Genomic DNA, 26,297 nt, shown 5'->3' on the forward strand with positions numbered 1-26,297 from the left:
TATAGAGGTTAATTAATTGCAGCATGATGTCGATTGTGTCGCCGGCACACTGCAACAGCTTTCCCCACTGCTTGCTGAAGCGTTATTTATGCTGCACACTCCCGTTTCCGGTAAATCTAACTCAACATTAGCTGCCCCTTCCAGATCACCAGCGAGAAATGCAGCAATGGATCTAACCTGTTCATATCCCGTGGCCATCAAGAAAGTTGGAGCACGTCCGTAGCTCTTCATACCGACAATATAAAAGTCTTTTTCCTGATGCTGAAGTTCTTTTTGCCCATGAGGGCGTACGGTTCCGCAGCTGTGAACATTCGGATCAATCAGAGGAGCGAGCATCAACGTACTTTCCGTAGCCGGGTCAATGCTGAGTCTAATCTCTTCCAGGAAGGAAAAGTCTGGACGGCTTCCGGTATTGACTATGATTTCATCGATATGGCTGATCTTTGACTCTTCTCCATTCATCGTTCCCATGATTTGAATCTGATGACCGTCCTTTATCAGTTGTTCAATTTTAAAAGGAGTCACCACATGAATTTGTCCAGTGCTTACTAACTGGTGAATGCGGCTTCCAAGCTCTCCTCTAGCTTCAAGCTGATCGTTCCCCTCTCCGCCGTAGGCTTCCTCCACTTTCCTTTTTCTCATGATCCAATATAGCTCTGTACTCGGATCAGCTTCTTTCAACTGGACCAAATCAAGCAAAGTGTTCAAAGCCGAGTGCCCGCTCCCCACCACGGCAATACGTTTGCCCTTATACCGGGTCTGGTGTTCCGAATTTAACTCCGGGATTCCGTAATAAATTTGCTCCTCTACAGATCGTTCTTCTTCGGTCCATATGCCGCTGGCAACCAAAGGATTGGAGTGACCCCAGGTTCCGGAGGCGTCGATCACAGCTCTTGCTTCATATCGTGTCGTTTTGCCTTCTGTTTCAACGTAAAGGACAAAAGGCTGCTTCTCCCGATTCGCTGATTTCATTTTGTCAGTGTCTTTCCGGCTTACTGCCAAGATTTTTGAATTATACATGATATTAGGGTTCATGCTGGGGTGAGCGGCAAGCGGTTCAAGATATTTATCAACGATATCCTTACCCAATGGAAGCTCATCAGGAGATGGAGAAACCCAACCCTGCTCATGTAAAAGGCTTTGTGCTGCTTTATCCATGTTATATTGCCATGGCGAGAACAAGCGAACGTGTCCCCATTCGCGAATGTTGTGGCCAACACGGGAGCCTGACTCGAATACAATAAAGCTTTGTTTACGAATCGCAAGTTCGGCGGCAGCCGCTAGCCCAACCGGTCCAGCCCCGATAATAGCCACCGGAAGCTCGCTGATATCATTCTTCATTTCTAGGAGTTGACCATCCTGAGTTGCAGATTCAGAACCGCATGTAGTAGAAGGGGTACAGCAATCGTTTGAAACTACTTTAAATTCGATATTATTCATCGCTTTTTCCTCCAGTGATTATTATCCATCAAATATTTTTGATGCGTTATTTAAAAAAATATCAATTACAATTCGGATAAAAAATGCAGCACAGTTTCTCTGATAATAACCCTTTTATTTCTTCGTCATTCAATTCATAGTAGTTCCATTTTCCGATGCGTTCCATGAGAATCAGATTGGCATCCAGAAGGGTCTTTAAATGATAAGACAATTTCGATTGAGGCAAGTCCAGCAAATCTGTAAGATCGCATACGCAGACCTTCCCCTTTTGATTTAATTCATATATAATTTTCAACCGATTTTTATCGGACAATGCTTTAAACTTCTGTTCATAAGTAGTTAAAAAAGCTTCATCGATGGTTGCTTGAATCATGTTTTCACCTTCTTTGTTCAGATCAAATATTTTTGATGTGTTTATTGTATGAGATAAAAAGCATGATGTCAACCATCAATTTTTTTTGATGGGTTGTGGTGTTGCGTCCCGTTAGTGAATAAGAAAAAGGAGCCGCAACTTCAACTCCCTCTTTTGCCCGTGCATCCGTTAATTCTCCCATAGCTCAATCAGTCTACCATCAGGATCTTGAATCCAAATAAACTTACCAAATTCACTGCTCTCCTTTTCCTTTGCAAGAGGTACACCCATTTGTTCAAGATGCAACATCATCTCGTTTAGATCATGTACTTGGAAATTGAGCATCACTTGTTGTTCTGTTGGGAAGTAAGGGTCATCTTCAGTAAAGAAAGAAAAGATAGTTCCATTTTCTGAATCGGGTTTAATCATAGTCCCATTCCAATGATCTATTTCGATCTTCAGCACTTCACTGTACCATTTTTTTATAGCTTCTAGATTTTTAGTCCTCCAAAATATTCCCCCGACGCCTTTTATCATTATGAACTCGCTCCATTCTCTAATGTCTTTCATTTTCGATTAAATTAGAAATTCAAGGAATAAAAACAAAATCCTTCTTCAACCAATCTCGTTCTTCGTTGGAACACCTCATTGACAAAGGTCCTCCACAATGTGCCCTATCTTGTGTAAAAGTATTACATTGGGTTCACATTTGTTTCGTAAGATGAAGTATCGTTTCCCGTTTGTTCAAAAAACTATTTGGATTTTATCAGATTTTCAGTTTCCTGAATAAGCTCACGCATCATATTAAAGGCTTTCTTTACATTCTCTTGATCTTCCATGAGCAGAGTAAAAATCTCATTTATTCTCTGGGAGTATTTGCCTGGCACTATGCTAAATGAATCGGCAATGGCTGTAGCCCCCTTTTCATTCATCAAAAACGTTTCGTTCATCGCAAACAATACCTGATTCAAGCAGGATACTGACCTGAAAAAACATCCAGCTATATAAGATAGATCTTTTTTGTGAATACCTTTATATCCATTATCGAGAGCGAAGGTTGCCTCCCAACAAAATTTTTGAATGGTAGCTTCATGAAAAACGGGTGGGTATGGGGTTGTTCTGCTTTTCAGTTTTCCTACAACTCCCGAAGGGTCCCACAACACTTTACACAATGCGATTTCAGCCAAATAAATCGAGTTGACAAATCCGTGGGGATGTCCTGGTTGGTAATCAATGGTGATCCCTCCCCTGATGCATTCTTCAATTACATATGACACTTTATTTTGATCACGATACAAAAAATCAACTGGAGTTTGATTGACTTTCAACCAACCTCCGCCATTAATCCAGGGTCCCCAGTCACCTATTTCTGTCACTAAGTTTTCTCTATGATCGTCATCCATTGCAGCTGCGACCCGACGAAGCTCGGTAATGTCCAGCCCTTTTTCGGAGTCGTAGTAGATCCCAATATCAATATCAGAGTTGTGATTTTCAGTTCCTTTGGCTCTTGAACCGCCGAGAACGAGAGCACTTATTCCAGTGATATGTTTTAAGCTGTCAACCATATTCGAAATTGTGAATTGTACGTTCATAGCTCTCACTCCAAGCTTAAGTTCAATTATTTCTATAATAATAAATCACGGTTCTTGATTTCAAGGGAGAGTAATTTATTAAACAATTTTGCTCTCAAAGCTAGACCAGTCGGCCTTCAGCATCTCCAATCCAAATCAACTTTCCAAATTCACTATCTCTTGTTTCTTTGCAAGAGATACACCAATCTGTTCAAAGATGCTTCATAGTCTCGTTTAGATAATACACTTGGAAATTTAACATCACTTGTTGTCGAAAATGCCTTTTCACGAATTCACTCTTAAAAAACAAAAAAGCCGCTAACTTAGCGACTTTTAAGTGGGATATATGTAAATTACAGGGATTTTTAAATCGGTAATGCCGCATTCATCCAATCAGCAATAAGCACTTTACTGCCCGACTTTGCGCTTTCCAGCGAAGCAAGGACCATTGCCATACTGTACATATTGTCGCTGCAGTCGGTTTCGGGTTTGCGGTTCTCAGCCAGTGATGCAAACATTTCGTCCAGGCAGCCTTGATGAAAGGTATGAAGCATTTCTACAGGCTTGCCCGGAATACGATCAACATGACGGATAAACTGGCCCTCCTGATCACCAGCCGCGACAACTTCCGCATAAGGCTCTCCCTGCCCATCCCAAATTGCTGTCCCGTGTTCCCCGGTCACACGCCAGGATGCCTCCCAGGATGTGGGGGCACCTTCGGCGCACCAAGAACCCCGGTAATTAAACACAGAACCGTCCGACATTTCAAATATGCAAATCGCCATGGCATTTCCGGAGTACCACGATCCGGGAGGATTAAACTCGTGGCAGTATACCGAGACGGGATTCGCATCCATAATGAACCGCGCCTGATCGAAAGTGTGGATAGCCATATCCAGCAGCAGCGGGCTTTGCATGGCATCCCGAAAACCTCCAAAATGGGCACCTATAAAAAAGTCTGCACTTATGAATCCAGGTTGCCCGATCGTCCCCTCAGCAATCAGATTGCGGTAAGCACGAATGCGCGGATCATAGCGACGATTCTGCATCACAGCATGTGTCCTAAGGTTTTTCTCCGAATGACGAACAATATCAAGACAGTCCTGAATCGATTCTGCCAGTGGTTTTTCGGAAAAAACATGACACCCCAGTTCAAGCGCGGTTATGCCAACCTTGTGATGGCTCGACGGTATCGTCACATCAAAAACCAAGTTAGCTTTGGTTGCCGTGACTGCCTGCTCGATATCTGTGAATACCGGACAGGAAAGACCCTTTCGTTCCGCCATAGCGGCCGCAATCTCTTCCTTAATATCAACCAATCCAACAATTTCCGTATCTTCCCTGGCTATGGCATAATCAATCCATGTATTCGCCATGCCGCCACAGCCAGCCACAACGATCCGGTGTTCTACTGCCATTATCTTCAGCTCCCTCTACCACATTGTCATTCAGATCGGATTCGGGACAAAATCACCGCCCCGGCAGCGTTTTAAATAATTCAAGGCATGAACCTGTCCCATCATCTCAAGCTCACCCCTGTAAACCGGATCATGCCATCCTTCAATATCAATCGTTCCCTGATATCCATGCTGCCTTAGGATGGTAATAATATCAGTCCAATTGGAGTCGCCAAAGCCAGGTGTACGGTGCCACACAAATGGCTGGTTTCCGTGAATACCATGTTCTTTTACAATATCCCAGGCAATCGTGGCGTCCTTACCATGTACATGAAACACCTTAGACACCCACTTGCGCAGCTGCGGAATCGGATTGATTAAGCTTACCATCTGGTGACAGGGCTCCCATTCGAGACCGATGTTATCCTCAGGAACAGCATTAAACATCAGCTCCCAGGCCGCCGGATTATGTGCAATATTCCAATCACCGGACTCCCAAGTTCCACCCATATCACAGTTTTCAAAAGCAATCCGGACTCCCTTATCTGCCGCACGCTTCGTCAATTCACCAAAAACCTCTTTAAATCTGGGGATCGACTCGTCGATCGGGCGGTCTGGAATTCTTCCTGTGAAACCGGATACAAGATTCGTCCCGAACAGGTGGGCATGATCGATAAGGCGCTCCCACGTTGAAAGAGTATCGGCATTGTCCCCTTCGCCAGTCAGCGGGTTGCCGAACACACTGATTGCGGATATGACAAAATCATGCTCGTCTGCAAGCTCACGCACTTTTCGGGCCAATTCCCCCAAGTCTGTATCGCCTGAAGATTGCCAGAACGTGAGATTAAATGATTCAAATCCATGCTTTACGATCTGCGGAATGACCTTTACGGCATCATTTCCACCCACCAGCGTCCCAATGCGCAATGTGTTATCCAATCTTGTATATCACTCCTATATTGGCTTATAGTATTCGTAACACCACCATTATAATGGGGATTTTTCACGTTTTCTCTACTCAATCTTGTGCAATACTAGTCTGATTTTGTAGGGGGGAGTACATGATGACCTATCCAAAGGAACTATGGGAGGATACGGTTCTTGAGCATGCGGAATATCCGTTTCAACTCTTTCAGAATCGTTGTGCTTCCGCCAAAACCGGGGATTGTATCTTGTACCTGCATTGGCACGAGCATTTTGAATTTCTGGTTATGCAGACAGGAAGTGCTGTAATCCACGTTGACAGCCGGCCATATGTCGTTCAGCCCGGTGATATCATCCTCATACCTGCTGGCAGCCTTCATGTCGGATATTCACTCGGTGACGGGGATGTAAATTATGATTGCATTGTGCTAAATGCTTCGCTGTTTAACGATTGGCTGTCGGATCCGGTCCACGCACAGTATGTCGCCCCTTATTTGGAGGGCAGATTTCAATTCCCCGTCAAACCGGCGGACCAGGACGAAACCTGCATACCTTATTACTCTCTATTGGATGAGATTATTCAGGAGTTCTCTGCAAAAGCTCCTGCTTATCAGCTCGTGGTCAAATCCAAGCTTCACCTCTTCTTCACCTTGATGTCGCGCAGCTTTATGCCGCAGCAGTTTGCGGAACAAGGTGAACGAGCTTATTTTCCCAACCGGGAGCGCTTTAAGCAATTAATCCGGCAGATTGAATCGAGATATGCGGATAAAGTGACTGTTGAACAAGCAGCTAAGGAGGTCAGTCTGAATCCTTATTACTTCTGTAAGCTCTTCAAACGCCTAACCGGGCGAACTTTTGTTGAGTATGTCAATATCTTACGGATGAAAGAGGCCAAACGGCTCCTTAAGGAAAGCAATGATTCGATTACTGAAATTGCGGCCCGTGTGGGTTGTGAGAATCCGAATTATTTCACGAGGATTTATAAAAAATACATGGGGATGACCCCTTCCCAAACGAGGAAGAGGGACATGATCGAATGACAGCTGCTTACAATTTAATCAACACTTCCGTGCCGTCCTGAGCCTGGACATCGACCAGAACCGTACCCTTGCAATGTTGCAACTCCTTGATGAGCTGCCTGATCGCTTGCTTTGTGCTTCGATTTTCGAGAATCGACAGCACCAGTTCAATTCCGAACCGGCTGCTGTCCGAATCGAAATCTTGCTTCCGGCTTGAGTGCCCAGCCGCATGCCCGCCTTGCTTGTTCAGCCAATCCTTCAAAGTGCGCTGGACTATATTGGAAGTTAGGATACCACTCCCCATGCGCAACACAGTATATGGGACCGGAATCGTAAAAGCGTGCTCCTTACTCTTCACCTTCACAATCATCATGGCCCATCACTCAATCACGACGGTGACGGTATCCTCTTCACCGGATCGGATGTCAATGATTTGCCCGGCAAGCTCGTTTTCGATTGCATCAATCAGCATATCGATATCGAGATCCTTCACATATTTCGCAGCCTGCGGAATATTGGACGCGATGCTGTGCCCTGCTCCGAGAACAGCCTTCACCAGTTTAATTGGCAAATTGATGTTGATATTATCTTTTTCTTGAGATGTAACCCGTATTTTCAGCGTTTTGTCCAAATAACCACCGGAAGTCGATGACAGTTTCTTCGAGTAGTCGGATTTACCCATCGTCTGCACGGTTTGCAATGTGTGAGCCGTTTGCTTCTCCTTCAGTGCGTTAATCAACTCTGAAGCTTTATCCGAATCAATTTTTCCTTCCTGCATCATGGACAGCACTTTACTGATTTCTTCTTTCATCCTATCTTCCTCCTCATTCATCCTTCAACATTCTGACCGCTTCATCCGCGGTGATTTCGCCATTCTCCAGCATGGAAATGACCTTCTTCTCATCGACTTCCGGTTTCTTGCGCGTATCATATCCGAGGGCCATAATGATATCATTCAGCTTGCCGCGTACTGTCGGATAAGATATGCCGAGCTCTTTTTCCACTTCCTTGATGTTCCCTCTGTTCACAAGAAAAGTAATCACAAAATGAAGCTGTTCGGGCGAGAGCAGAGCCAGCTTTGATAATTCGAACGTGTTCTCAATGGTCGTACGGCAATGTCCACATTCCAACTTGACGGCGTACAGTGGATGGTCGCATACAGGACACTGTGTGATGATGGGATATTTCATACTCCACTCCTTTTTTATTTGAATTATAAATAAACGTATTCAATTTGTAAATGAAAATAAATTAATTATTTTAATCAAATAATTAATTTTATCAATTTTCCAATTAAGGAATTCATATTTATTAGTGCGACTAGAGTGACAGGCCATGCCGGAGAGGTTGGCATTCGTTTCTTTAAGGGGAAGTAGTGTAGAAACTTTAGCCGGGCAGTTGAATGACGCGCCAGCCGCTTACATCACATTGCCCATATTTATTATCGCCCACAGCCGCCACCGTGCCGTCCGATTTAAGGCCGACGGTATGGGTACAGCCTGCTGCAATCGCCACAATATCGCGCCAATCACTTATATTGCATTGGCCATACTCATTCCAACCCGCAGCCGCGACAGTACCGTCTGATTTAAGGCCGACGGTATGCTTACTGCCCGCCGCAATCGCCACAATACCACGCCATTCGCTTACATTGCATTGGTCATGCTTATTCAGACCTACAGCTGCCACCGTGCCGTCCGATTTAAGACCGACGGTATGAAGGTAACCCGCATCTGCCGCAACGATGTCATGCCAGCTGCTTACATTGCATTGACCATACTGATTATTACCCACGACCGTCACCGTGCTGTCCAATTTAAGACCGACGGTATGCCAGTCACCAGCCGCAACCGCCACAATATCATGCCAGCCGCTTACATTGCATTCACCTTCATTATTTCGGCCCACTGCTACCACCGTGCCGTCCGATTTAAGCCCAACGGTATGACGCCAACCTGCCGCAACCGCTACAATATCGCGCCAGTCGTCGACATTGCATTGGTCATGCTTATTCCAACCCACAGCCACTACAGTACCTTCTGATTTAAGGCCGATGGTATGAGCATTCCCCGTGTTCGTCGCCATATGAACATTACCCGCCGCGACCGCCACAATATCGCGCCAGCCGCTTACATCACATTGCCCATATTTATTATCGCCCACAGCCGCCACCGTGCCGTCCGATTTAAGGCCAACAGTATGACGACGACCCGCCGCTATGGTATCTTTAGGCCGCCGTTTTACCCTTAACGCCGCTTCTTTTGGTGTAATGTAATCCATGTCTTCCCTCCTTGAGAACAAGACCCATTTTGTTATCTTCATCCGCGTACCATATACTTCTGTTTTGAACCGAAAAAGATTACCCGAAGGCGATCAACGTACTTACTACAACAAACTCATTTTTCATGGTGATGTTTCAAAAAAATAAAACCGCGCTACCGCGGCTTATGATGAGATAGATATTCTTGTTTTCTGATACCTGCGTGGTTAATTATCACTAACCATTCGTTGATCTGTTGTCACCGGCAACACGCCGCCGGCTTCCAATCGGCCGAGCAGCACTTTGATCCCGGCGGTTGTATTAGGCTCCTGTTTTCCGTAAAGTGCAAGGCCTGAGCGTACGTTCTTCAAATAGATCGTCTCATACGGATTGCCAAGCGATAACAGCGCGTATCGCTTATTGCGCTTATTCAACTCATCGATCCAGGATTGAACATCGGACCATACGAACTGACTGGCTACGTTACGGAACTGGTAAGAAGCCAGGATGACGTAATCCGCCTTATCCATCGCCTGCAGCGCCTCATTCGTTTTTCCTTGACCGATAACGGAAATTTCCGTCTTTAGCGATAGGTTATTTGCGGCTTGCTTCAGCTGCCTCTCGAGCTGTTTCGCCTGTTCCACCTCAGCTGCAGCAATAACAACCCGGTCGCCTTGATGAATTTGATCCGGATGCTTACCGTCGCGGCCGGCCAATAATGTGACCGCTCGCTCTGCGATTTCCCGCTCCACTGTGCGATGCTCCTCGGACCCAATGACATGGTTAAGCGCGGTCAACTTATGCGTAAGGCTTTCACTGCGGTCAAACAAACCATATTTTGATTTAAGCTCCAATATGCGTTTTACCGACGTATGAATGGTTTCGATCGGGATCCTTCCGCTGTTCACCGCGTTAACCAGCGTCTGATGCGCGGCTGCCGGATCTTGCGGCATAAGAATGATATCAACACCTGCGGAAACTGCACGTTCAACTGCTTTATTTTCCCCAAAATGCTCCGCAATCGCATTCATGGTGAAGGCATCGGAAATGATGATTCCTTTATAACCCAGCTCTTCTCGTAGCAGTCCGGTCAACACCTTCTTGGATAACGTGGCAGGGATCGGCACGCTGCTTCCGTCCTTGAGCGAAATCACGTGTTCGTTATCTACTGCCGGGAAAGCAATATGCGCGGTCATGATCATTTCCACCCCGTTATCGATTGCTGCCCGAAACGGCTTCAGTTCTACAGCATCAAGCCGTTCGCGGTTATGTGTCAGCACCGGCATTCCCAGATGGGAGTCTACCGTCGTGTCACCATGCCCCGGAAAATGCTTGACGGCCGCGATGACCCCTGATTGACGCAGCCCTTTTATTGTTCCGAGGCCAAGCCGTGATACCAAATCCGCTTTCGAGCCAAACGAACGCATCCCGATGATCGGGTTGTCTGGATTGCTGTTAATGTCGAGCACCGGCGCAAAATTGACCTGCAGCCCAAGTGCCTTCAGCTCTTCCCCTGTCAGCTTTCCGGCCGCTTCGGCCAGCGATGTGTCACCGGTTGCGCCAAGCGCCATTTGACCCGGCAGATTCGTTCCGCCCGGGATCCGCTTCACAACGCCCCCTTCTTGATCGATGCCAAGAAACAACGGGATGTCTCCTGCTTCCATTTGCAGATCATGCGTGAGCGTCGTGACCTGTCGCACATCGACTATATTTTTGTCGAAAAGAATAAGTCCGCCCAAATCTTGATCATGGATGCTTCGTTTCAGCCCTTCATTGACAGTCGTAGTCACTTGACCGTTCCATTGCCTAATGTCAGGCATGAGCATTTGGCCGACTTGCTCACTAACGGTCATATATGACATCAGTTTATCCCAGTCCTCTGATCGAATGGCTGTTTCGCGTTCAAATCGAATCACTCGCGTCATAAATACGGCAAACTCCGCACGCGTGACAGATCGATCCGGACGATAGCTGCTATCCGAATATCCTCCGATCAATCCATTGGAGCTCATGATGAGAATAGGCGCTGCCGCCCAATGCATTTCTGTATCCTTGAAAATGACGTGCTGCTTGCCTTCCACGAGTGAATAGGCACGTGTTAGGAATGCCGCAGTCTCTGCGCGGCTCATCGGTGCATCCGGATGAAAAGTGCCGTCAGGAAATCCGCCGGCCAGCCCATGTTTTGCCGCTATGGATATTTCCCGATAAAAAGGATGGTTTGATGGCACATCTGAATAGGTCATGCCTTTCGCATCTTGTTGCAGCTCCTGCGAATAAAGTTCCCGCACCATAAAAGTGACGGCTTCTGCCCTTGTTACGTTTCTCTCTGGCATAAACTTTCCATTGCCGTATCCGGCTACGGTTCCCCTTTTCGCCATATAGGTGATTCCGTCTTCTGCCCATTTTGAATGCTGCAGATCGACAAAACGTGTTTCCGCAGCAGTTGCGCTTCCTGTCCATACGAGTACAGAACCGATTACGGCACCGAATATCGTCATCATTTTTACATTCATCTGTTCCACCTCTGTTGCTGTTCTATGTACGATGAATAGACGCTTCGGATATCATTTTGTTGCGTTAAATAGAAAATGACCTATTTCCTCTGTAGGAAGTAAGCCATTAACGTGTGCTCCAGCTGCCGTTGGCCATCTCAGGTACGCAGCTCCTAATCGGACAATCCTTCGACGACTTCTCATAGCAGCGCGTAGTCCCGACTGTACTCCTCGATCCATTTTTTCATTCGATCATATTTCCCCTCCAGCAATCGTTTCCTTTCGTTCGAATGCCAAATCGACTGCGATTGGCAGATGGTCCGAAGCTTCCGAAGCGATCACACGCTGATTCGAATACTGAACTCCTGGTGACGTTAATATGTAATCGATCTTTTCAGACGGATCGTCTGCCGGAAAGGTAAAGGCATTTTCGATGCCCTGAAAGCTGTTGACGAATAAACCGCTATCTAACAACATCTGAAGCTCTGAACTGTCCGGTTCCGTATTGAAATCGCCCATTAAAATCTTCGGTCCGTGAATGGTGGAGGCAAGATCGTTCAATTCCTGCGCCTGTACCGTTCTGCTCGCGACATCCAGTCCAAGATGCGCATTATACACATTGACTTGAATGCCCCGCATATTTACAACCGCATGCAGAACACCCCGTTGTTCGTCTTCGGAGCTGCTGAGGAAAATGTTCTCATACCGTATAAAAGGATGCTTGCTTAAAATAGCATTCCCATATTGACGGTTGTCGGCCCGTCCTTCGTCAGGCGGCAAATCAAGATTGGCGCCATATATGTAGTGGTAACCGAGCATGCCTGCCAATTCTGCTGCTTGGTCCTTATGATCACTTCGTATCCCGTAAAATCGGTCGACCTCCTGAAGTCCGACAATTTCGGCACCGGATTCACGGATGACATTCGCGATCCTCTGCAAGCTTAGAAGGTCATCAATACCTACGCCATGTTGGATATTGTATGACATTACGGTTGTACTTCCCATAGCCATATCCTTTTTCTCCCCTTTATTGTTTCTCAACCGAAATTTTGTTCTCTATACCGAAATTCCAATACTTACCATATTATGGTGCGTAGGTTTATAATCATTTTGCAATCGCATACATTTGATCCAGTCAACCAAATACATCCAGAATAAAGGGGGGATGCCGTTTCAATCCCAATGGCGAAGCTGGTTTTTATCCCCATTTAAAAGGAGGAACTCTGATCATGCGAAAGGGAATGCCTTACCTGCTAATCCTGTCATTACTGTTGGCCTGTTGCTCCATCTTCGCTACGAAAGCCGCAGCTGCGGACTATACGCGGGGCATTGAATTAACCGGAAACTCAGCCACCATATGGTTCAAATCCGCTGTCAACACAAGTTGGGTCGATGTCCATTATAAAGTGAACGGCGGCGTACAGCAAAATTTCAGAATGGCTTACAATGCTGTTCAATCCCGTTATGAACAGGCCGTCTCGAACATGTCTAGCGGTTCCGTGATAACGTATTCTTTCACTTACAACAATGGAAACCCGGCCTACGACACCGGAGACTTTACATACACGGCGGGCAATACGATACCTCCTTCATCTGCTGGCTCTATTTATGACATCATACCGTCCTCCATCCCCATGCCGCCAAATGGCGCCGTTTCGGTGAAGATCATGAATGGTACCAAGGGCACTTACAACGACCAGCAAATATATTGGGGCGTTCTCGGCATCAACCCCGCGAACAATCAGTGGAGCTATCTGGACTTGAACGGCAATCTGATTGCCATCTCCAACGCTTTGAATGATGCACCGGGCCATCTAACCAAGAACGGCATCAACTACGCTAACATATACCACAAGATCAGCGATGCTCCTTGGGTTACCTTGCCCAAGATTACGGCGGGCCGAATGTTTCTTAGTGTCGGTACTCCACTTTACATCAAGACCTATAACGATGGATTCGCCGGCCCCGATCTGAATAATCCAACCGATCCGAACCGAGATATCTATTTCGATTTCGTCGAATTCACGATGGATGCAGCCGGCTATCATGGCAATACAACACGCGTTGATGGATTCGGTTTCCCTATCCAGCATCGACTGGTCAATAAATCCGGTTCCTTCGATCAGACCACTGGCGAGCTAGAATCCGAGACCCGAAGCGGAATCTTTACCAAATTCCAGGCTGAAGTTCCTGCCGTATTCAAATCGCTGGGCACCATTCAAGCACCTTACCGTATCGTCGCTCCGATTCACGGTTCTTTCGCCCAGGGCGGCGCTAATGCCAACTATTTCGGCGGATACGCTCCGTACAGTACGCAGGATATTTTTCGGTGTGACGGCGCCTTAACCAATGCGTCAACTTGTGCAGCCATTAATCGTCATGTATATACGACAAGTGACTGGAATAACGTGTCGAATTACTATCAAGCTGCTCCGGCCAATTATTATGCAAAATTTTGGCATGATCATAGCATTAACCGCTTGGCCTACGGGTTCCCCTATGACGATGTCAACGGCCAATCTTCTTACCTTGAAGCAGGCGACCCGAAAGGCCTGATTATCCGTGTAGGCTGGTAAATTATTATGAAACCGCGCGGCAATTCACTCGGTGCTGCGCGGTTTTGTCTCACGGCTCCGTTTCAATCTATTTCCCAATTTAGAGTTATTTCCCTATATTGATTGGCTTCCTTAAATAATTCATTATTTTACACCCGCTTTTTATACACCCTCATCGCAAAATAATACGCTACGAGCATAATCCCAACACACCACGCTAGAGCGACCCATATATCATTACCCACCGGCTGACCTGAGAGTAGCGCTCGGATAGCCTCTACGATCGAGGTCACCGGCTGGTTTTCGGCAAAGGCGCGAACGGCCGACGGCATCGACTCGGTTGGCACAAACGCCGAGCTGATGAACGGCAGGAAGATAATCGGATAGGAAAAAGCGCTTGCACCATCCACGGATTTGGCAGACAGTCCGGCAATCGCCGCGACCCAAGTCAACGCCAACGTAAACAGCATGAGTATGCCGGCTACGGCAAGCCAGGGCAGAAGCCCTGCCGACGAGCGGAAGCCCATAACGAGCGCGACGAGTATGATGACGACAACCGATATGGCATTGGATACCAGCGAGCTTATCACATGTCCCCACAGCACGGTCGAACGTGCAATCGGCATGGAGTGGAATCGCTCTAATATACCCCTCTGCACATCGATAAATAGACGGTAAGCCGTATAAGAAATACCGCTTGCAATAGCAATAAGCAGAATGCCAGGCAACAAGTAATTAACATAGTTATCCGTGCCGGTTTGAATGGCGCCTCCAAACACATAGACGAACAGCAGCATAAATGCGACCGGCATGATCGTGACCGTAATGATGGTATCCCAGCTGCGGAAAATATGGCGCATGGAACGTCCGAGCATGACGCCCATATCGCTGAAGTAGTGTTTCTTGACCACTTCCATTTAGTTTTCCTCCTTTTTGCCGACGATCGTGAGGAAGATATCCTCTAATGACGGTTGTTTTTCAACATATTCCACCTTGGCGGGCGGAAACAGCTTTTTCAGCTCCGCGAGCGTGCCGCCCGCGATAATTTTGCCCTCATGCAGAATGGCAATTCGATCGGCAAGCTGTTCAGCCTCCTCCAAATACTGCGTGGTCAGGAATACCGTCGTGCCGTTGCCTGCAAGTTCCTTGACGATCTTCCAGACCTCAATGCGCGCCTCGGGGTCAAGGCCGGTCGTCGGCTCGTCAAGAAAAATGATCTGCGGTTTTCCTATTAGGCTCATGGCGAGGTCGAGTCTGCGACGCATACCTCCGGAATAAGTCGATACTCTACGGTCTGCGGCATCCGTCAATCCGAAGCGCATCAGCAAATCGCGTGCGATCTGACGCGGGGCATCGAGATGTCTCAGCTTCGCGATCATGACGAGATTTTCCTGCCCGGTCAAATTTTCGTCCACGGCGGCAAATTGGCCGGTCAAACTGATCGACTGCCGCACATGGTCCGGCTTTGTAGCGACGTCGAATCCATTAACAGTGGCAGTTCCGCTGTCGGGTTTCAGCAGCGTGGTAAGGATTTTTACCGTCGTCGTTTTACCCGCTCCGTTGGAGCCGAGAAGGGCAAAAACACTGCCCTTTTCCACCTCAAAATCTACACCTTTCAGGACTTGCTGCTGCTTGTAGGATTTTTGCAGCCCTTTGACGTGAATCGACTTGTTTTCCATAGCCTCTCCCCCTCTTAGATAACCGTTACATTTGACAAGTTTGCCTCCATGCCTTTGAGCGATGCGAAGGTCAGTTTATCCATCGTCGCGCCGTCAAAGGAGATGGTCTTGATGGCCCGGTAATACTTCTTGGAAAGTAATGATCCTTGGAATGACGCATTCTTGAGTGTCGCTCCCTTGAACGAAACTTTATTCAAACCCGCTTTGTCAAATTTGACGCCGATGAAGGTTTGGCCCTCAAAACGCAGCCCTGACAGATTGGAATTGGTGAAGTCGACTCCGTCGAAAATACAGTTTTCAAAGACGGTTTTACTGAGAGCGGTCATCGTCAGGTTAACGTCGGTCAATTTAGCGTTTATGAACTTTGCTCCGACCAGCCACGACTTGCTGAAATTGGTTCGCACAAGAGTCGTCTTATTGAAGCTTGCATTCGAAAGGTCAAGAGTAGACAGGTTGCATTCGGTCAGGTTTGCCCCGTCGAAACGGGCATCTCGCACATCGCTGCTCTTAAACGAGCTGCCGGTGAGGTCCGCGTTCGTGAAGTCGGAGCCTCGCAGCGCGCTGGAAGTGAATTTCCCCTTATGCGCGGTAACGCCCGCAAAATCGCTCTGCGTCAAGTTGCTTGAGCTAAAGTTCGTCACCACCTGCCGCTCAAGAACGCGGGAAAGGCTCGCGACCTCCTGGATCGTTTGCTCGATGTCGCCGATGCTCTCAACGGTCATCTTAAAGGCTGTTTCATCGTCCTTGCCCTCGGCTTTGATTTCTCTGTAACGCTCCTGCAAATCGGAGAGCAAGTCGGCCTTTAATTCGGCGACGCTCTTTACTCCATCGTAGGATGCAAAAAGACCGTTCAAATAACTTGTTAGTTTCTCATTCATCACATGAAGCCTCCCTATAATAAGTTTTCAAGCACGCGCTGTGCATACTCCCAGTTGCTTTTGTTGCGTTCGTAAGTGTTCTTGCCTTTCTCGGTAATCCTAAAATATTTACGCCGTCCGCCCTGAGATTCATCCCCCCAATACCACTCGATATCACCGTCAGCCTCAAGCCGCCGGACGCTGGAGTACATCGTGGCTTCCTTTAATTCATACTCGCCGTCCGAACGCTCGGCAATCAGCTTGACAATTTCATAGCCGTAGCGGTCAGCCTCGGTTAAGAGTCGCAATATCATCGTGTCGGTATGGCCACGAAGCAGGTCGGATGTGATTTTGTTATCGCTCATTACAATTACCTCCATGGCTACACTTTACAATACATTACTATGACAGTCAAGGTAGTTTGTTGAATAAAATACCTTGGTGAATTTTCTGAGAAATATACGGCTGGAAATCATTGAAATAACAACAATTACGGTTCACCATATAACACAAAAAGCCGCAACGATGCGGCTTTTAACGTATTACTCATTCCATTCACCCGGCTAAACCAAGTCAAAGCGGGAATAACTTATTCGGAAACACTAACTAAATGAAGCACTTGTTAAAACAGCGATTTGATGCCTTTTATGATCCTTTGTCCCGTGTTTGCCTCTGTCAATGTCGTATCCCACATGACGACATTGACATCCGGATTCGGATTGTCGGTATAGAACGATATGGTTAGTTTGTCTACTCCGTGTAACGGGATATGAAAGGAGTCCGGGTGATGTTCTCCTAAAACCAATTCGTAAATCTCCGTTCCATCTGCGGTAAAAGTGATTTGGGTCCTCCCGGTGCTTGCGTTGTTAACATCATCCGGTATCGCAGCATAACCTGACATTCTTGCGTATTGACCTTTTAATTGATAAGAAAACGCGTTGTTTTTTACGTTTTTTCGACTGTAAAGATTGATTCGAGGTTCGACCTTGGTTTGATCTGCTGTAAAACCTGTAAGGCTTTCATCCCACAGCACAGTCCCTTTTGCGAGGGCAAGATCATTCAGCGCGACCGTCTTTCCTTCTCCGTGCTCCACATATTGATTGATGCCGCCAACGACGATAATCGTGCCCGCCGAGATGACAACCGCTGTCAGAATGATTCTGCACATCGCTTTCATTGAAAATCGATGATGAACGACGAGCCGCTGTGACGCGTATCCCACCGCAGCCCCTATAGTGTTAATGATGATATCGTCTATATCAAAAGCTCCCAGCCGGGAAATCATTTGCAATGTCTCGAGGATCGTAATAGACAGAATAAAGAAGCCGATAAAGCGGAAAAACGTGCAGCGAAACAGAAGTGGGATCAATATACCGAAAGGGATGAACGCAAGAAAATTACTCCATTCAAATACCCAAATTCGGTAATCTCTTCCTATGGGAAGGTGTAAAGGAATCCCCCCAGGTATGACGTTAAATCGCAGGCTCGGATCTTGACTAAGTGAGCCTCTCTGAAAACCTATGAATATAAAATAAAGGGTTAATAAAGTATAAAGCCCCAACACCGTTATGATGATCTTTCGAAATTTCCCTTGATACATGCATACACCCTTTCTTCTTCATAGGAAAAACTTGGTTCTAAGTTTATATGCCGGCATTATTCCAGTCAAATATTATCAATCACTATCTGCGCCATACAATCGATTATCATAGTCCGGCGTGACCCGCACTCATCGCTCAATGACCTGTTCTCGACCTGGGCCGATGGATAGTGTCGTAATCACTACGCCGATCTCCGATTCGATAAATTCGACATAATTCCTTGCCGCTCCAGGCAGCTCTTCCATTGTAGAAGCTTGTGAAATATCGCACTTCCAGCCAGGAAGCAGCTTATAGATCGGCTTGGCTGAGGATAACTTTGATGTGATGGGAAAGTCGTCGATCACTCCCTGGTCCGTCTCGTAACCAACGCATACGGGGATCTCATCCAAGTATCCCAGAACATCTAAGTTCGTGAGAGCTACAGATGTTGCCCCTTGAATTTTGCAGCCGTATCTCGTCGCTACGGTATCGAACCATCCGACCCTTCTTGGCCGTCCCGTCACGACTCCGAATTCACCCGCATCTCCCCCGCGTCTTCTGAGCTCATCGCCCTCTTCGTCGCCCAGCTCAACGACGAATGGACCTGCGCCGACACAACTGGAATACGCCTTCGTAACAGCTACAACCTTTTCGATGGCATACGGCGGAAGACCAGCTCCTACAGAAGCAAAGCCGGCGAGAGTCGAAGAAGAGGTGGTGAACGGATAAATTCCATGATCCGGGTCCCGGAGCGCTCCAAGCTGTCCTTCGAGCAAGATCCCTTCCCCGCTGCGATACGCCTTATTCAACAACACCGTCGTATCGTCAAGGTAAGGCATCAAGACCTCCGCCTGTTCTTGAAGTGCGGATAACCATTCCTCCGCATTGATTGGAGACTGTCCATACAGGTGCCGAAGCAGGATATTTTTGTTCTCCAACAATTGTTCCAGCCGATCCTGAAGACGCGTTTTGTCAAATAGATCGGCGATTTGAATTCCGAGCTTCGCATACTTATCGGCATAAAAAGGAGCAATACCGCGTTTGGTTGAACCGAAGCTGCGAGCCCCCAGTCTCTCTTCGTTAAGGGCGTCGAACAGCCGATGCACCGGCAATACGACTTGAGCCCGCTCAGAGATTCGTAATTGTGGACGCGGAACCCCCCGTTCCGATAAGGAATTTAATTCTTGCAATACGACATCCATATCTATGGCTGCACCAGGCCCGATAACGTTCACAACGTCCGGGTGGAATACTCCCGAAGGCAGCATTCGTAACGCGAATTTTCCGAGTGAATTAATAATCGTATGCCCGGCATTACTTCCTCCCTGATATCTCACGACATATTTGGCTTCGGCTGCCATGACGTCAGTTATTTTACCCTTGCCTTCATCTCCCCAATTTGCTCCTACTACGGCGGTTACCGTCATTCCATTTGCCCCCTCGCTTGATTTGCTTACAGAAATAATGATAATAGAAATAAAGCATATTATAATAATTGATATTAGTAATAATAGATATAAAGAGAGGTAATGGATATGCAGGTTAATCTGGAGTGGTACCGCGTTTTTTATTGGATTGCAAGAACAGGCAGCTTATCCAAGGCCGCTGAACGCCTTCATATTACGCAGCCGGCCGTCAGCCATACCGTGAAGCAGCTTGAGAGCGCACTTGGCGGACCCTTGTTCTTCCGGACTTCAAAAGGAGTGACATTAACGAAGGAAGGAAAGGTGCTTTTCCAATACACTGATCAGGTTTTCCATATGATTGACAGTGCCGAACAGGCCATTGCAGAGATGAACAATTTGAACAGCGGAGAAATTGCGATCGGAGCCAGTGACACGTTATGCAAGCACTTCTTATTGCCTTATCTGGAGGAGTTTCATGTTCTGCATCCCGCAATTCGAATCCAAGTCACCAATCGGACGACTCCAGAAACGATTGCACTACTGAAAGAAGGCAAAATCGACTTCGGCATCGTTAGCCTACCTGTATCCGATAAACAGGTATTGTATCGTGAAAGCACACCGATCCGGGATTGTCTTGTCGGGGGAAGAGCTTACCGGGATCTTGCGGCAGGCAGCCCGCTTTCCATTGAAAACCTTAAGCGTTATCCTCTCCTGATGCTCGAACCTGGCAGCAGCACAAGACGTTATCTTGATGATTTTGTCTCTTCGCATGGGATTCTGCTAGAGCCTGAATTCGAGCTGGGGAGTGTGGATCTTTTGGTGCAGTTCGCCCGCAGCGGATTTGGCCTTGCATTTGTCATTCGGGATTATATACAAGACGAGATCGAATCAGGTGGACTCGTTGAGATACCTTTGAAGCCACCGCTGCCTGAACGAAAGATAGGAATTGCGACGCTTCGCGGCGTTCCTCTATCTTCTGCCACCCGATCATTCCTTGCTTTACTGCCTTGAGTGCATATAAAAGCAGCCAGAATCCGAAGGCAAGAAAAATGCACCTCTCTCGAGGTGCATTCACTCACATTCATCTACATCGATATCATTTTGGTTGCAACAGTTTCTTGAAATGCCTGATCATGCTCCACAATAACCATCGTGGGATTAAATGTTAGAATGAGCTCTTCAATCTGCATGCGCGAATAAAGATCAATAAAATTTAACGGTTCATCCCAAATATATAAATGTGCTCTTTCACATAAACTTTTGGCGATAAGCAGCTTTTTCTTTTGTCCGCCTGAATAATGAGATATGTCTTTCTCAAACTGAATTCGGTCAAAATCCATCTTGCGTAGGATCGATTTAAATAATGGTTCATCAATTTCATGTTCTTCAATAAAGTCCGATAACATTCCCTTCAAATGAGAAGTGTCCTGTTCAACATAGGAAATGACAAGTCCAGAACCTAAATGGATTGAGCCTGTATGTTGTATTTGATTTCCTAAGATCAGTTTTAGAATACTGCTTTTTCCGCTTCCATTTTGTCCATCCAGTACTATTCGGTCACCTTGTTCAACGGTAAAGCTAACTGGCTTATTCACGATTTGGCCATCGTACTGAACAGACACATCAGCCATAACAACCAAATCTTTTGACTGAAGTTCCAATGGTTCTAATTTTAATGACTCGGTTTTTTCTACATTTTTGAGCAGTTTGGACTTTTCCTCAATCGCTTTTTGCTGCCTTGATTCAATGTTCTTTGCTCTCTTCATCATTTTGGCCGCTTTATGTCCTACAAATCCCTTGTCCAACTTAGAACCTGAATTCGTTGTCCCATTTTTTGAAGCTTCCACTTGATTAGACCAACCTGCTGAACGCTTGGAGGACTGTTTTAATCTCCCGATATCTTTTTGTAGACGCTCATTGGTTGCCTCTTCGTGCTCCTGCTGTCTATCAAAATTTAACTTCCAAGAAGAATAATTCCCACTTTGAACTTCAATATCCGATCTATTGATCGATAAGATATGGTCAACGCATCCATCCAAAAAGATTCTGTCATGTGAAATTAAGATAAATCCCTTTTTCTTCTTTAAATAATTAGAGACAATCTTGCGTGCACCGGTGTCTAAATGGTTGGTTGGCTCGTCAATTAATAGAAATTGGCCTTCATTCAAAAATAACGCTGCAAGCAGTACCTTGGTTTGTTCTCCATTGGATAGTGTCTTAAATGGTCGGTACATCACTTCGGCATCAACATTTAGATAGGATATTTCACGAAGAAATTCCCAATCTTCCGCCTGGGGGCAAATTTCTTCAAGGACTTCATATGTGTACTTGTTTTTATCTGAAACCGGATAAGGAAAGTAATTGAATTCTACCGAAGAAATGATTTTCCCGCTATACTCATAATTCCCTAATAATAGATTAAAGAATGTGGTTTTACCTCGTCCATTTCTACCGATAAAACCAAGTTTCCAATCCGTATCGATTTGAAAGTTCACATTTTCAAAAATATTGTCAAAGCTGGCTGGATAAGAAAAAGTTAAATCTTGAACTTGGATCATTGACATGATGATTCCTCCTTTGTATATCTCATGGTTGTTTCTTTTTATACAAAGTCGGCACATCCATCGTTTCTATATTCTCCGTATAAGTTTGATGGATATTAGCGACTTATACGGAGTATTACATGCGTAACAATCGTGTCTGAATCGCTCATTTCCCTCTCTCCTTTTGGCACATTTTTAACAAATCAAGTTATGAGAGAATAAAAAATCCTCCCAATTCGTAATTGGAAGGATTAGTCTTTCACTTCGATCAAATAAGTTCTATTTCACCATTAGAATCATGGTCATTAGAAATGTAAACTGATTTATAAAAAATGATAGACTAACCCTATATTTTGTAGTTTGAAGTTATTCATTTCAAATAAAATATAGATTAGTTAATCATTGTTCATCCATCAGTCCTCTCATAAATGTATTTTTATATTAACAAGTTTTTAAATGAAATACAATAACGGCATCATCTGCTCTCAAAATCCGGGTTGTTGCTTTTTTGATAATTTCCATACAATTGACCGCAAGCAGCATCGATATCAATTCCAAATTGACTTCTAATGGTCACATGAATACCTGAAGATTTTAATATTCTATAAAAACGCATGGTATCACCCTCATGAACTTCATCGAACCTTAATGGAGAACTGACAGTAGGGTTATATTTGATCAAATTCACATGATATAAACGTCCTTCAAGGTAACGACCTTTTAACAGACTTACGACTTCTTTAGCATGTTCTATAGAATCATTCACACCAGGTAACATGATATAAGCAATATACACCTTTCTTGAAGTTATTCGTATATGCTCATCTAATGTGTCCATTACATCTAATAAAGAATACCGATCGTTAATCGGCATCAACGTACTTCGTTGTTCGTGAAAAGGTGAATGTAGCGAAAACGTCAAATGGACTTGCGGATAACTCAGCGTCATTTTTTTGATACTTGGAATAATACCGATGGTTGAAATCGATATCCTGCGAGGGCTTAAAGCAAACAGCGTAAGATCCGTGAGTACATCTAAGGCATCAAAAACATGTACATTGGCTAGAGCTTCACCCATTCCCATAAAAGAAATACTATCCATGGAATGACCTTGCAAGTAAAAATAAAGGATTTGGTCCGTGATCTCATCTGAAGTCAAATTTCTTTTTAATCCAATGTCACCTGTTGCACAAAATTTACATCCAAAATGGCATCCGCACTGAGAAGATATACAAAATGATTCCCACCCCGCTCTATACTTCATATTTACCGTTTCTATTTTTTCATTACCTGAAATTTCAAATAAGACTTTCGTGACTTGCTCAGAATGTTGTTCCTTTAAAGGCACAATATCTAAAATAGACTCTCCAAATTCCTTAACTAACATTTCTCTTAACGATTTTGGAAGTACATTCATTTCGTTGAATTGTTCGATTCTTTCTTTAAAAATGGCATTCAAGATTTGTTTCATTCTATAATCCGGGTAATGATGTTCCTTTAAGAATGCTTTTATTCTTGTATACTTATTCATTTGTTTTAATTGCATTTTTCTCATCCTTCCAAAAGACTCTCTAGTTTTATAGGAGTAAATAGAAGGAGTTGTCTATCCTTAAGTTGAAACGCAAAAAAAGCACCGATAGAATTATCGAGGCTGAGCTTTCCATCATAAATGAGTCAATGCTTCGTCATTTATTCGCCGTAGAGGCAAAGCGCCGATAACTGTATATGTATGGAATGTTTAGCGTAAAAAAGGACAGACTTCTCCCTTTGACCGCAAAATCAGTACCGATTTTCACATTTTTACCATACAGAATTCTAAAAACAGTTAACATTGCTTTCACCTCCCCTTGTCAAATTTATTATTGAGTAATCTAGCATAAAAGTGAATATGTGTAAAGTATAGGTTAAACACTCCCCCTCAAGGGCCGGAAGAAGGCACGAATCTCTTCGGCTATTTTTGGCGCTTTATTTACTGGTTCAACGGACAATGTAACTCCTGTCGGCACTTCGACCCCCGTCCGATGAACGACGAAAAAGAGCAGCGTGCTTCGCTGCTCTTTTTACGTATTGGATACATGGAACCAACCGTTTATGTTTGTATTAATATTCACCTTTGACCACAAAAAATGATCCCCGAATGGTTCCGGCCAGTTTAGACTTCTGCCTCGCAAACTTAAACTTCCCTTCTAACTCCGCCGGTACCTCCATTCCCTCCGAAAGCTTTAAACCAACAGCCCGCTTCTTCGGGTCATCCACCGTATACATGACATTGAGTCCAAGACCATCTTCATAAAAAACATAGGTGAACTGAATATTTTCCACTTGAAAACGGGACGTTTCCAAAGGCTTGGCCGCAAACTCGATGTCACGTTCTTCTTTCAAAATTCGGTTCACATAATCAAGGGTATCCTGGCTTTCACTGGCGGGTACGACCGTAAATTCGTGCTTGTATTTGTTCATGAAGTATCGGGCTTCATTCGCACGCAACCCGGCAAGCGCTTCGGCTACAGGTGAAGATTCCAAACCAACCGTAGACACATTTTTAAAATCAACGATATAGGACATTCCTATTCCTCCTAAAAGTTTTGGGAGAGTTACAACTTTAGAGCCATCTTCGAGCAAAACTGACAGCTGAAGCACTCACTTAATTATTTCCTAACAACAGGAATCCACATTTCACCGAACACGACGCCGTCTCTGTGCCCCATCTCAACCGATGTATTCGGCCCGCCGACATAGGCAACTTCATTTACTTCCGGCAAAACTTGACCAAAGGCGATGCCGGCAAGCTGATTGCTGAGCTCATCAGACGATGCCGCTTCTCCTTTAACAACGATGTATTCCCCCTTAGGGAATTGGATCATTCTCGTTGCTTCTGGCAACGACGCCTCTGTCATGACACCAGCATAATACATCATCTTGTTATTGACCGCTTCGTTCACGGCAAAAATATAGTCATTCTTGGCGACGGATTTTAACGTGTCCAGCGTTCCATCTTGTTCGACGGCCGACCAAAAGTCTGCCTTTTCCTTGTTAATGCCAGCGAAATCTGTGTAATGGCTCTTAAGCTCCGTTCCAATTCCTAAAACGATAAAGCTGTCCTTTTCTTCCAACGTATATTGTGCCATATTCAAAACCTACCTTTTTTTAAAATTTGATCAAATGATTTGTCTTTTCACTTGATAGGTTTATAATAACCTTAAATCATGTCAAAAGATGATACTGTTTGGGGGCCTCTATGAAAAAAGTTGAACGGATTAACACCATCATGCGTTATATCAACAACCGCGCCCACTTTACCATTTCTGAAATTATGCGGGAATTTAACATCTCTCGTTCGACGGCAATTCGAGACATCCGGGAAATTGAATCCATGGGAATGCCGCTCGTTGCCGAAGTTGGCAGGGATGGAGGATATTTTGTCATGAACAACTCACTTCTGCCCACGGTCCGTTTTACCGATACCGAAATTAAAGCCCTGTTCATTGCCTTTATGGCCACCAGAAATCAACAGCTCCCATATCTGAAGAGTCGTCAGTCGTTAGCTGAGAAATTACTGGGGCTCATCTCGGAAAACCAGCAAGATGACCTTGTTCTGTTGAATCAAATGTTGCTTTTTGAAGGGACCAATCCGAATAATCCCGATCTGCTCGACCTGTCGGACCTCCCCCATCCAATGTTGGAGAAACTCATCCAAATCATTCTGTTGGACAGCTATGTATGGGTTTCCATCGCAGAAGAGGAGGAAATAAAGTCTTATCCCCTGTATCTCCTGCATCTTTATCGCGAGAAAAGCGTCTGGCTGATCGAAGGCTTTGATTTGAAGGAAGAGAAAAGAAGGATTTTTCCAGTCGATGATCTCACCCAAGTAGTGCCTTACCCTGAGAAAAAAAGAGCTAGCAAGAAGAAGATTTTAGAACAACTCCGTACGCAGGAAGAAGTCACCAACCTTGTCCTTGAGCTTGGCCCCAAAGCGATTGCCCAGTTCAGAAAATACCATCCTTTAAAAGTTTCCATTTCCTATACGAATCCTTACCAAACTACAGCCATTCTTAGGACATTTATTCATGTCGATAAGTCCGAAGAAGTATCCGAATTCACGAATTGGCTGCTCTTCCTGGGCGGGGATATCAAGGTCAGGGAGATTCCGGAAGAAGTCTTGCAAGGCTTACAAGACAGATTAAGCTTATATTTCCCATAAGCAGTGCCGGTTAAACCCAGT

Annotated in this window: 28 protein-coding genes; 4 read left to right on the forward strand and 24 right to left on the reverse strand. The window is 45.4% G+C overall.

Features of this window, described 5'->3' with window-relative positions:
• Positions 1-12: 12 nt before the first annotated feature.
• The 7 genes from GRF59_RS03240 to GRF59_RS03265 all read right to left on the reverse strand — a co-directional run bounded on the left by GRF59_RS03240 (position 13) and on the right by GRF59_RS03265 (position 5,699).
• Entirely contained in the window at positions 13-1,440 is a 1,428-nt protein-coding gene (locus tag GRF59_RS03240; protein ID WP_160496214.1) for an NAD(P)-binding domain-containing protein, read from the reverse strand.
• Between the two features lie 61 nt (positions 1,441-1,501).
• Positions 1,502-1,813, reverse strand: coding sequence for an ArsR/SmtB family transcription factor (locus tag GRF59_RS03245; RefSeq protein WP_160496215.1), 312 nt, complete (start codon positions 1,811-1,813; stop codon positions 1,502-1,504).
• Positions 1,814-1,835: 22 nt separating this feature from the next.
• On the reverse strand, positions 1,836-1,994 hold the full coding sequence (locus GRF59_RS29640; RefSeq protein WP_237391610.1) for a hypothetical protein: 159 nt from the start codon (positions 1,992-1,994) through the stop codon (positions 1,836-1,838).
• Entirely contained in the window at positions 1,982-2,329 is a 348-nt protein-coding gene (locus GRF59_RS03250) for a VOC family protein (protein WP_160496216.1), read from the reverse strand. Before GRF59_RS03250 ends, GRF59_RS29640 begins: the two co-directional genes overlap by 13 nt.
• 215 nt (positions 2,330-2,544) lie before the next feature.
• Positions 2,545-3,384, reverse strand: coding sequence for a nucleotidyltransferase domain-containing protein (locus GRF59_RS03255; protein WP_160496217.1), 840 nt, complete (start codon positions 3,382-3,384; stop codon positions 2,545-2,547).
• Between the two features lie 344 nt (positions 3,385-3,728).
• Positions 3,729-4,781: a Gfo/Idh/MocA family protein gene (locus GRF59_RS03260; RefSeq protein WP_160496218.1), complete on the reverse strand. Its 1,053-nt coding sequence runs from the start codon at positions 4,779-4,781 to the stop codon at positions 3,729-3,731.
• Between the two features lie 30 nt (positions 4,782-4,811).
• The gene (locus GRF59_RS03265; protein ID WP_160496219.1) at positions 4,812-5,699 is read right to left on the reverse strand and encodes a sugar phosphate isomerase/epimerase family protein; all 888 of its coding nucleotides are present in this window, start codon (positions 5,697-5,699) and stop codon (positions 4,812-4,814) included.
• Positions 5,700-5,824: 125 nt separating this feature from the next.
• Here GRF59_RS03265 and GRF59_RS03270 point away from each other — a divergent pair, with 125 nt between their 5' ends.
• The gene (locus GRF59_RS03270; protein ID WP_160496220.1) at positions 5,825-6,724 is read left to right on the forward strand and encodes an AraC family transcriptional regulator; all 900 of its coding nucleotides are present in this window, start codon (positions 5,825-5,827) and stop codon (positions 6,722-6,724) included.
• A gap of 7 nt (positions 6,725-6,731) precedes the next feature.
• Here GRF59_RS03270 and GRF59_RS03275 read toward each other — a convergent pair whose 3' ends face one another.
• The 6 genes from GRF59_RS03275 to GRF59_RS03300 form a co-directional block, all read right to left on the reverse strand.
• Complete coding sequence (locus GRF59_RS03275; RefSeq protein WP_160496221.1) at positions 6,732-7,076, reverse strand: hypothetical protein; 345 nt, start codon at positions 7,074-7,076, stop codon at positions 6,732-6,734.
• Between the two features lie 6 nt (positions 7,077-7,082).
• Positions 7,083-7,514, reverse strand: a complete 432-nt coding sequence (locus tag GRF59_RS03280) for an SHOCT-like domain-containing protein (RefSeq protein ID WP_160496222.1) — start codon at positions 7,512-7,514, stop codon at positions 7,083-7,085.
• Between the two features lie 13 nt (positions 7,515-7,527).
• On the reverse strand, positions 7,528-7,893 hold the full coding sequence (locus GRF59_RS03285) for a DUF2089 domain-containing protein (protein ID WP_160496223.1): 366 nt from the start codon (positions 7,891-7,893) through the stop codon (positions 7,528-7,530).
• Between the two features lie 196 nt (positions 7,894-8,089).
• Positions 8,090-8,983 carry an RCC1 domain-containing protein gene (locus tag GRF59_RS03290; protein ID WP_160498097.1) on the reverse strand — a complete coding sequence of 298 codons (894 nt, stop codon included), beginning with the start codon at positions 8,981-8,983 and terminating at the stop codon, positions 8,090-8,092.
• Between the two features lie 207 nt (positions 8,984-9,190).
• Positions 9,191-11,476: a glycoside hydrolase family 3 N-terminal domain-containing protein gene (locus GRF59_RS03295; protein ID WP_160496224.1), complete on the reverse strand. Its 2,286-nt coding sequence runs from the start codon at positions 11,474-11,476 to the stop codon at positions 9,191-9,193.
• A gap of 231 nt (positions 11,477-11,707) precedes the next feature.
• Complete coding sequence (locus tag GRF59_RS03300) at positions 11,708-12,466, reverse strand: endonuclease/exonuclease/phosphatase family protein (protein ID WP_160496225.1); 759 nt, start codon at positions 12,464-12,466, stop codon at positions 11,708-11,710.
• Between the two features lie 218 nt (positions 12,467-12,684).
• Here GRF59_RS03300 and GRF59_RS03305 point away from each other — a divergent pair, with 218 nt between their 5' ends.
• Complete coding sequence (locus tag GRF59_RS03305) at positions 12,685-14,031, forward strand: glycoside hydrolase family 64 protein (protein WP_160496226.1); 1,347 nt, start codon at positions 12,685-12,687, stop codon at positions 14,029-14,031.
• 128 nt (positions 14,032-14,159) lie between these two features.
• Here the strand turns inward: GRF59_RS03305 and GRF59_RS03310 are convergent, their stop codons facing one another.
• The 6 genes from GRF59_RS03310 to GRF59_RS03335 form a co-directional block, all read right to left on the reverse strand.
• Positions 14,160-14,927 carry an ABC transporter permease gene (locus tag GRF59_RS03310; RefSeq protein WP_160496227.1) on the reverse strand — a complete coding sequence of 256 codons (768 nt, stop codon included), beginning with the start codon at positions 14,925-14,927 and terminating at the stop codon, positions 14,160-14,162.
• Positions 14,928-15,689 (reverse strand): ABC transporter ATP-binding protein, encoded by a 762-nt coding sequence (locus GRF59_RS03315; RefSeq protein ID WP_160496228.1) that lies wholly within the window; start codon positions 15,687-15,689, stop codon positions 14,928-14,930.
• A 14-nt stretch (positions 15,690-15,703) separates the two neighbouring features.
• The gene (locus GRF59_RS03320) at positions 15,704-16,567 is read right to left on the reverse strand and encodes a pentapeptide repeat-containing protein (RefSeq protein WP_160496229.1); all 864 of its coding nucleotides are present in this window, start codon (positions 16,565-16,567) and stop codon (positions 15,704-15,706) included.
• A gap of 14 nt (positions 16,568-16,581) precedes the next feature.
• Entirely contained in the window at positions 16,582-16,911 is a 330-nt protein-coding gene (locus GRF59_RS03325) for a PadR family transcriptional regulator (protein WP_160496230.1), read from the reverse strand.
• Between the two features lie 257 nt (positions 16,912-17,168).
• Positions 17,169-18,146: a VanZ family protein gene (locus GRF59_RS03330; protein ID WP_160496231.1), complete on the reverse strand. Its 978-nt coding sequence runs from the start codon at positions 18,144-18,146 to the stop codon at positions 17,169-17,171.
• Between the two features lie 129 nt (positions 18,147-18,275).
• Complete coding sequence (locus GRF59_RS03335) at positions 18,276-19,553, reverse strand: adenylosuccinate synthase (RefSeq protein WP_160496232.1); 1,278 nt, start codon at positions 19,551-19,553, stop codon at positions 18,276-18,278.
• A gap of 108 nt (positions 19,554-19,661) precedes the next feature.
• Between GRF59_RS03335 and GRF59_RS03340 the strand changes: the two genes are divergently transcribed.
• Positions 19,662-20,543, forward strand: coding sequence for a LysR family transcriptional regulator (locus GRF59_RS03340; protein ID WP_160496233.1), 882 nt, complete (start codon positions 19,662-19,664; stop codon positions 20,541-20,543).
• A gap of 74 nt (positions 20,544-20,617) precedes the next feature.
• Here the strand turns inward: GRF59_RS03340 and GRF59_RS03345 are convergent, their stop codons facing one another.
• The 5 genes from GRF59_RS03345 to GRF59_RS03360 form a co-directional block, all read right to left on the reverse strand.
• On the reverse strand, positions 20,618-22,096 hold the full coding sequence (locus tag GRF59_RS03345; protein WP_160496234.1) for an Lsa family ABC-F type ribosomal protection protein: 1,479 nt from the start codon (positions 22,094-22,096) through the stop codon (positions 20,618-20,620).
• Between the two features lie 454 nt (positions 22,097-22,550).
• Positions 22,551-23,621 carry a Cfr family 23S rRNA (adenine(2503)-C(8))-methyltransferase gene (locus tag GRF59_RS03350; protein WP_160496235.1) on the reverse strand — a complete coding sequence of 357 codons (1,071 nt, stop codon included), beginning with the start codon at positions 23,619-23,621 and terminating at the stop codon, positions 22,551-22,553.
• 139 nt (positions 23,622-23,760) lie between these two features.
• A complete protein-coding gene (locus GRF59_RS29320; protein WP_202128683.1) occupies positions 23,761-23,907 on the reverse strand; it encodes a hypothetical protein in 147 nt (48 codons plus the stop codon).
• Positions 23,908-24,175: 268 nt separating this feature from the next.
• On the reverse strand, positions 24,176-24,640 hold the full coding sequence (locus tag GRF59_RS03355) for a phage tail protein (protein WP_160496236.1): 465 nt from the start codon (positions 24,638-24,640) through the stop codon (positions 24,176-24,178).
• Positions 24,641-24,723: 83 nt separating this feature from the next.
• The gene (locus GRF59_RS03360; protein WP_160496237.1) at positions 24,724-25,203 is read right to left on the reverse strand and encodes a GyrI-like domain-containing protein; all 480 of its coding nucleotides are present in this window, start codon (positions 25,201-25,203) and stop codon (positions 24,724-24,726) included.
• A 110-nt stretch (positions 25,204-25,313) separates the two neighbouring features.
• Here GRF59_RS03360 and GRF59_RS03365 point away from each other — a divergent pair, with 110 nt between their 5' ends.
• Positions 25,314-26,276 (forward strand): helix-turn-helix transcriptional regulator, encoded by a 963-nt coding sequence (locus tag GRF59_RS03365; protein ID WP_160496238.1) that lies wholly within the window; start codon positions 25,314-25,316, stop codon positions 26,274-26,276.
• Positions 26,277-26,297 lie beyond the last annotated feature (21 nt).

The organism is Paenibacillus dendrobii (genome assembly GCF_009807035.1).
Classification (GTDB): domain Bacteria; phylum Bacillota; class Bacilli; order Paenibacillales; family Paenibacillaceae; genus Paenibacillus_AQ; species Paenibacillus_AQ dendrobii.

Coding starts and splice junctions, on each gene's coding strand:
- GRF59_RS03290 (WP_160498097.1), bottom strand. CDS start 8,983: ATGGATTACATTACACCAAAAGAAGCGGCGTTAAGGGTAAAACGGCGG.
- GRF59_RS03285 (WP_160496223.1), bottom strand. CDS start 7,893: ATGAAATATCCCATCATCACACAGTGTCCTGTATGCGACCATCCACTG.
- GRF59_RS03320 (WP_160496229.1), bottom strand. CDS start 16,567: ATGAATGAGAAACTAACAAGTTATTTGAACGGTCTTTTTGCATCCTAC.
- GRF59_RS03355 (WP_160496236.1), bottom strand. CDS start 24,640: ATGTCCTATATCGTTGATTTTAAAAATGTGTCTACGGTTGGTTTGGAA.
- GRF59_RS03345 (WP_160496234.1), bottom strand. CDS start 22,096: ATGTCAATGATCCAAGTTCAAGATTTAACTTTTTCTTATCCAGCCAGC.
- GRF59_RS03280 (WP_160496222.1), bottom strand. CDS start 7,514: ATGAAAGAAGAAATCAGTAAAGTGCTGTCCATGATGCAGGAAGGAAAA.
- GRF59_RS03310 (WP_160496227.1), bottom strand. CDS start 14,927: ATGGAAGTGGTCAAGAAACACTACTTCAGCGATATGGGCGTCATGCTC.
- GRF59_RS03240 (WP_160496214.1), bottom strand. CDS start 1,440: ATGAATAATATCGAATTTAAAGTAGTTTCAAACGATTGCTGTACCCCT.
- GRF59_RS03295 (WP_160496224.1), bottom strand. CDS start 11,476: ATGAATGTAAAAATGATGACGATATTCGGTGCCGTAATCGGTTCTGTA.
- GRF59_RS03315 (WP_160496228.1), bottom strand. CDS start 15,689: ATGGAAAACAAGTCGATTCACGTCAAAGGGCTGCAAAAATCCTACAAG.
- GRF59_RS03255 (WP_160496217.1), bottom strand. CDS start 3,384: ATGAACGTACAATTCACAATTTCGAATATGGTTGACAGCTTAAAACAT.
- GRF59_RS03305 (WP_160496226.1), top strand. CDS start 12,685: ATGCGAAAGGGAATGCCTTACCTGCTAATCCTGTCATTACTGTTGGCC.
- GRF59_RS03270 (WP_160496220.1), top strand. CDS start 5,825: ATGACCTATCCAAAGGAACTATGGGAGGATACGGTTCTTGAGCATGCG.
- GRF59_RS03275 (WP_160496221.1), bottom strand. CDS start 7,076: ATGATGATTGTGAAGGTGAAGAGTAAGGAGCACGCTTTTACGATTCCG.
- GRF59_RS29320 (WP_202128683.1), bottom strand. CDS start 23,907: ATGTTAACTGTTTTTAGAATTCTGTATGGTAAAAATGTGAAAATCGGT.
- GRF59_RS03340 (WP_160496233.1), top strand. CDS start 19,662: ATGCAGGTTAATCTGGAGTGGTACCGCGTTTTTTATTGGATTGCAAGA.
- GRF59_RS03245 (WP_160496215.1), bottom strand. CDS start 1,813: ATGATTCAAGCAACCATCGATGAAGCTTTTTTAACTACTTATGAACAG.
- GRF59_RS03360 (WP_160496237.1), bottom strand. CDS start 25,203: ATGGCACAATATACGTTGGAAGAAAAGGACAGCTTTATCGTTTTAGGA.
- GRF59_RS03335 (WP_160496232.1), bottom strand. CDS start 19,553: ATGACGGTAACCGCCGTAGTAGGAGCAAATTGGGGAGATGAAGGCAAG.
- GRF59_RS03300 (WP_160496225.1), bottom strand. CDS start 12,466: ATGGCTATGGGAAGTACAACCGTAATGTCATACAATATCCAACATGGC.
- GRF59_RS29640 (WP_237391610.1), bottom strand. CDS start 1,994: ATGGGAGAATTAACGGATGCACGGGCAAAAGAGGGAGTTGAAGTTGCG.
- GRF59_RS03330 (WP_160496231.1), bottom strand. CDS start 18,146: ATGTATCAAGGGAAATTTCGAAAGATCATCATAACGGTGTTGGGGCTT.
- GRF59_RS03260 (WP_160496218.1), bottom strand. CDS start 4,781: ATGGCAGTAGAACACCGGATCGTTGTGGCTGGCTGTGGCGGCATGGCG.
- GRF59_RS03250 (WP_160496216.1), bottom strand. CDS start 2,329: ATGATAAAAGGCGTCGGGGGAATATTTTGGAGGACTAAAAATCTAGAA.
- GRF59_RS03365 (WP_160496238.1), top strand. CDS start 25,314: ATGAAAAAAGTTGAACGGATTAACACCATCATGCGTTATATCAACAAC.
- GRF59_RS03325 (WP_160496230.1), bottom strand. CDS start 16,911: ATGAGCGATAACAAAATCACATCCGACCTGCTTCGTGGCCATACCGAC.
- GRF59_RS03350 (WP_160496235.1), bottom strand. CDS start 23,621: ATGCAATTAAAACAAATGAATAAGTATACAAGAATAAAAGCATTCTTA.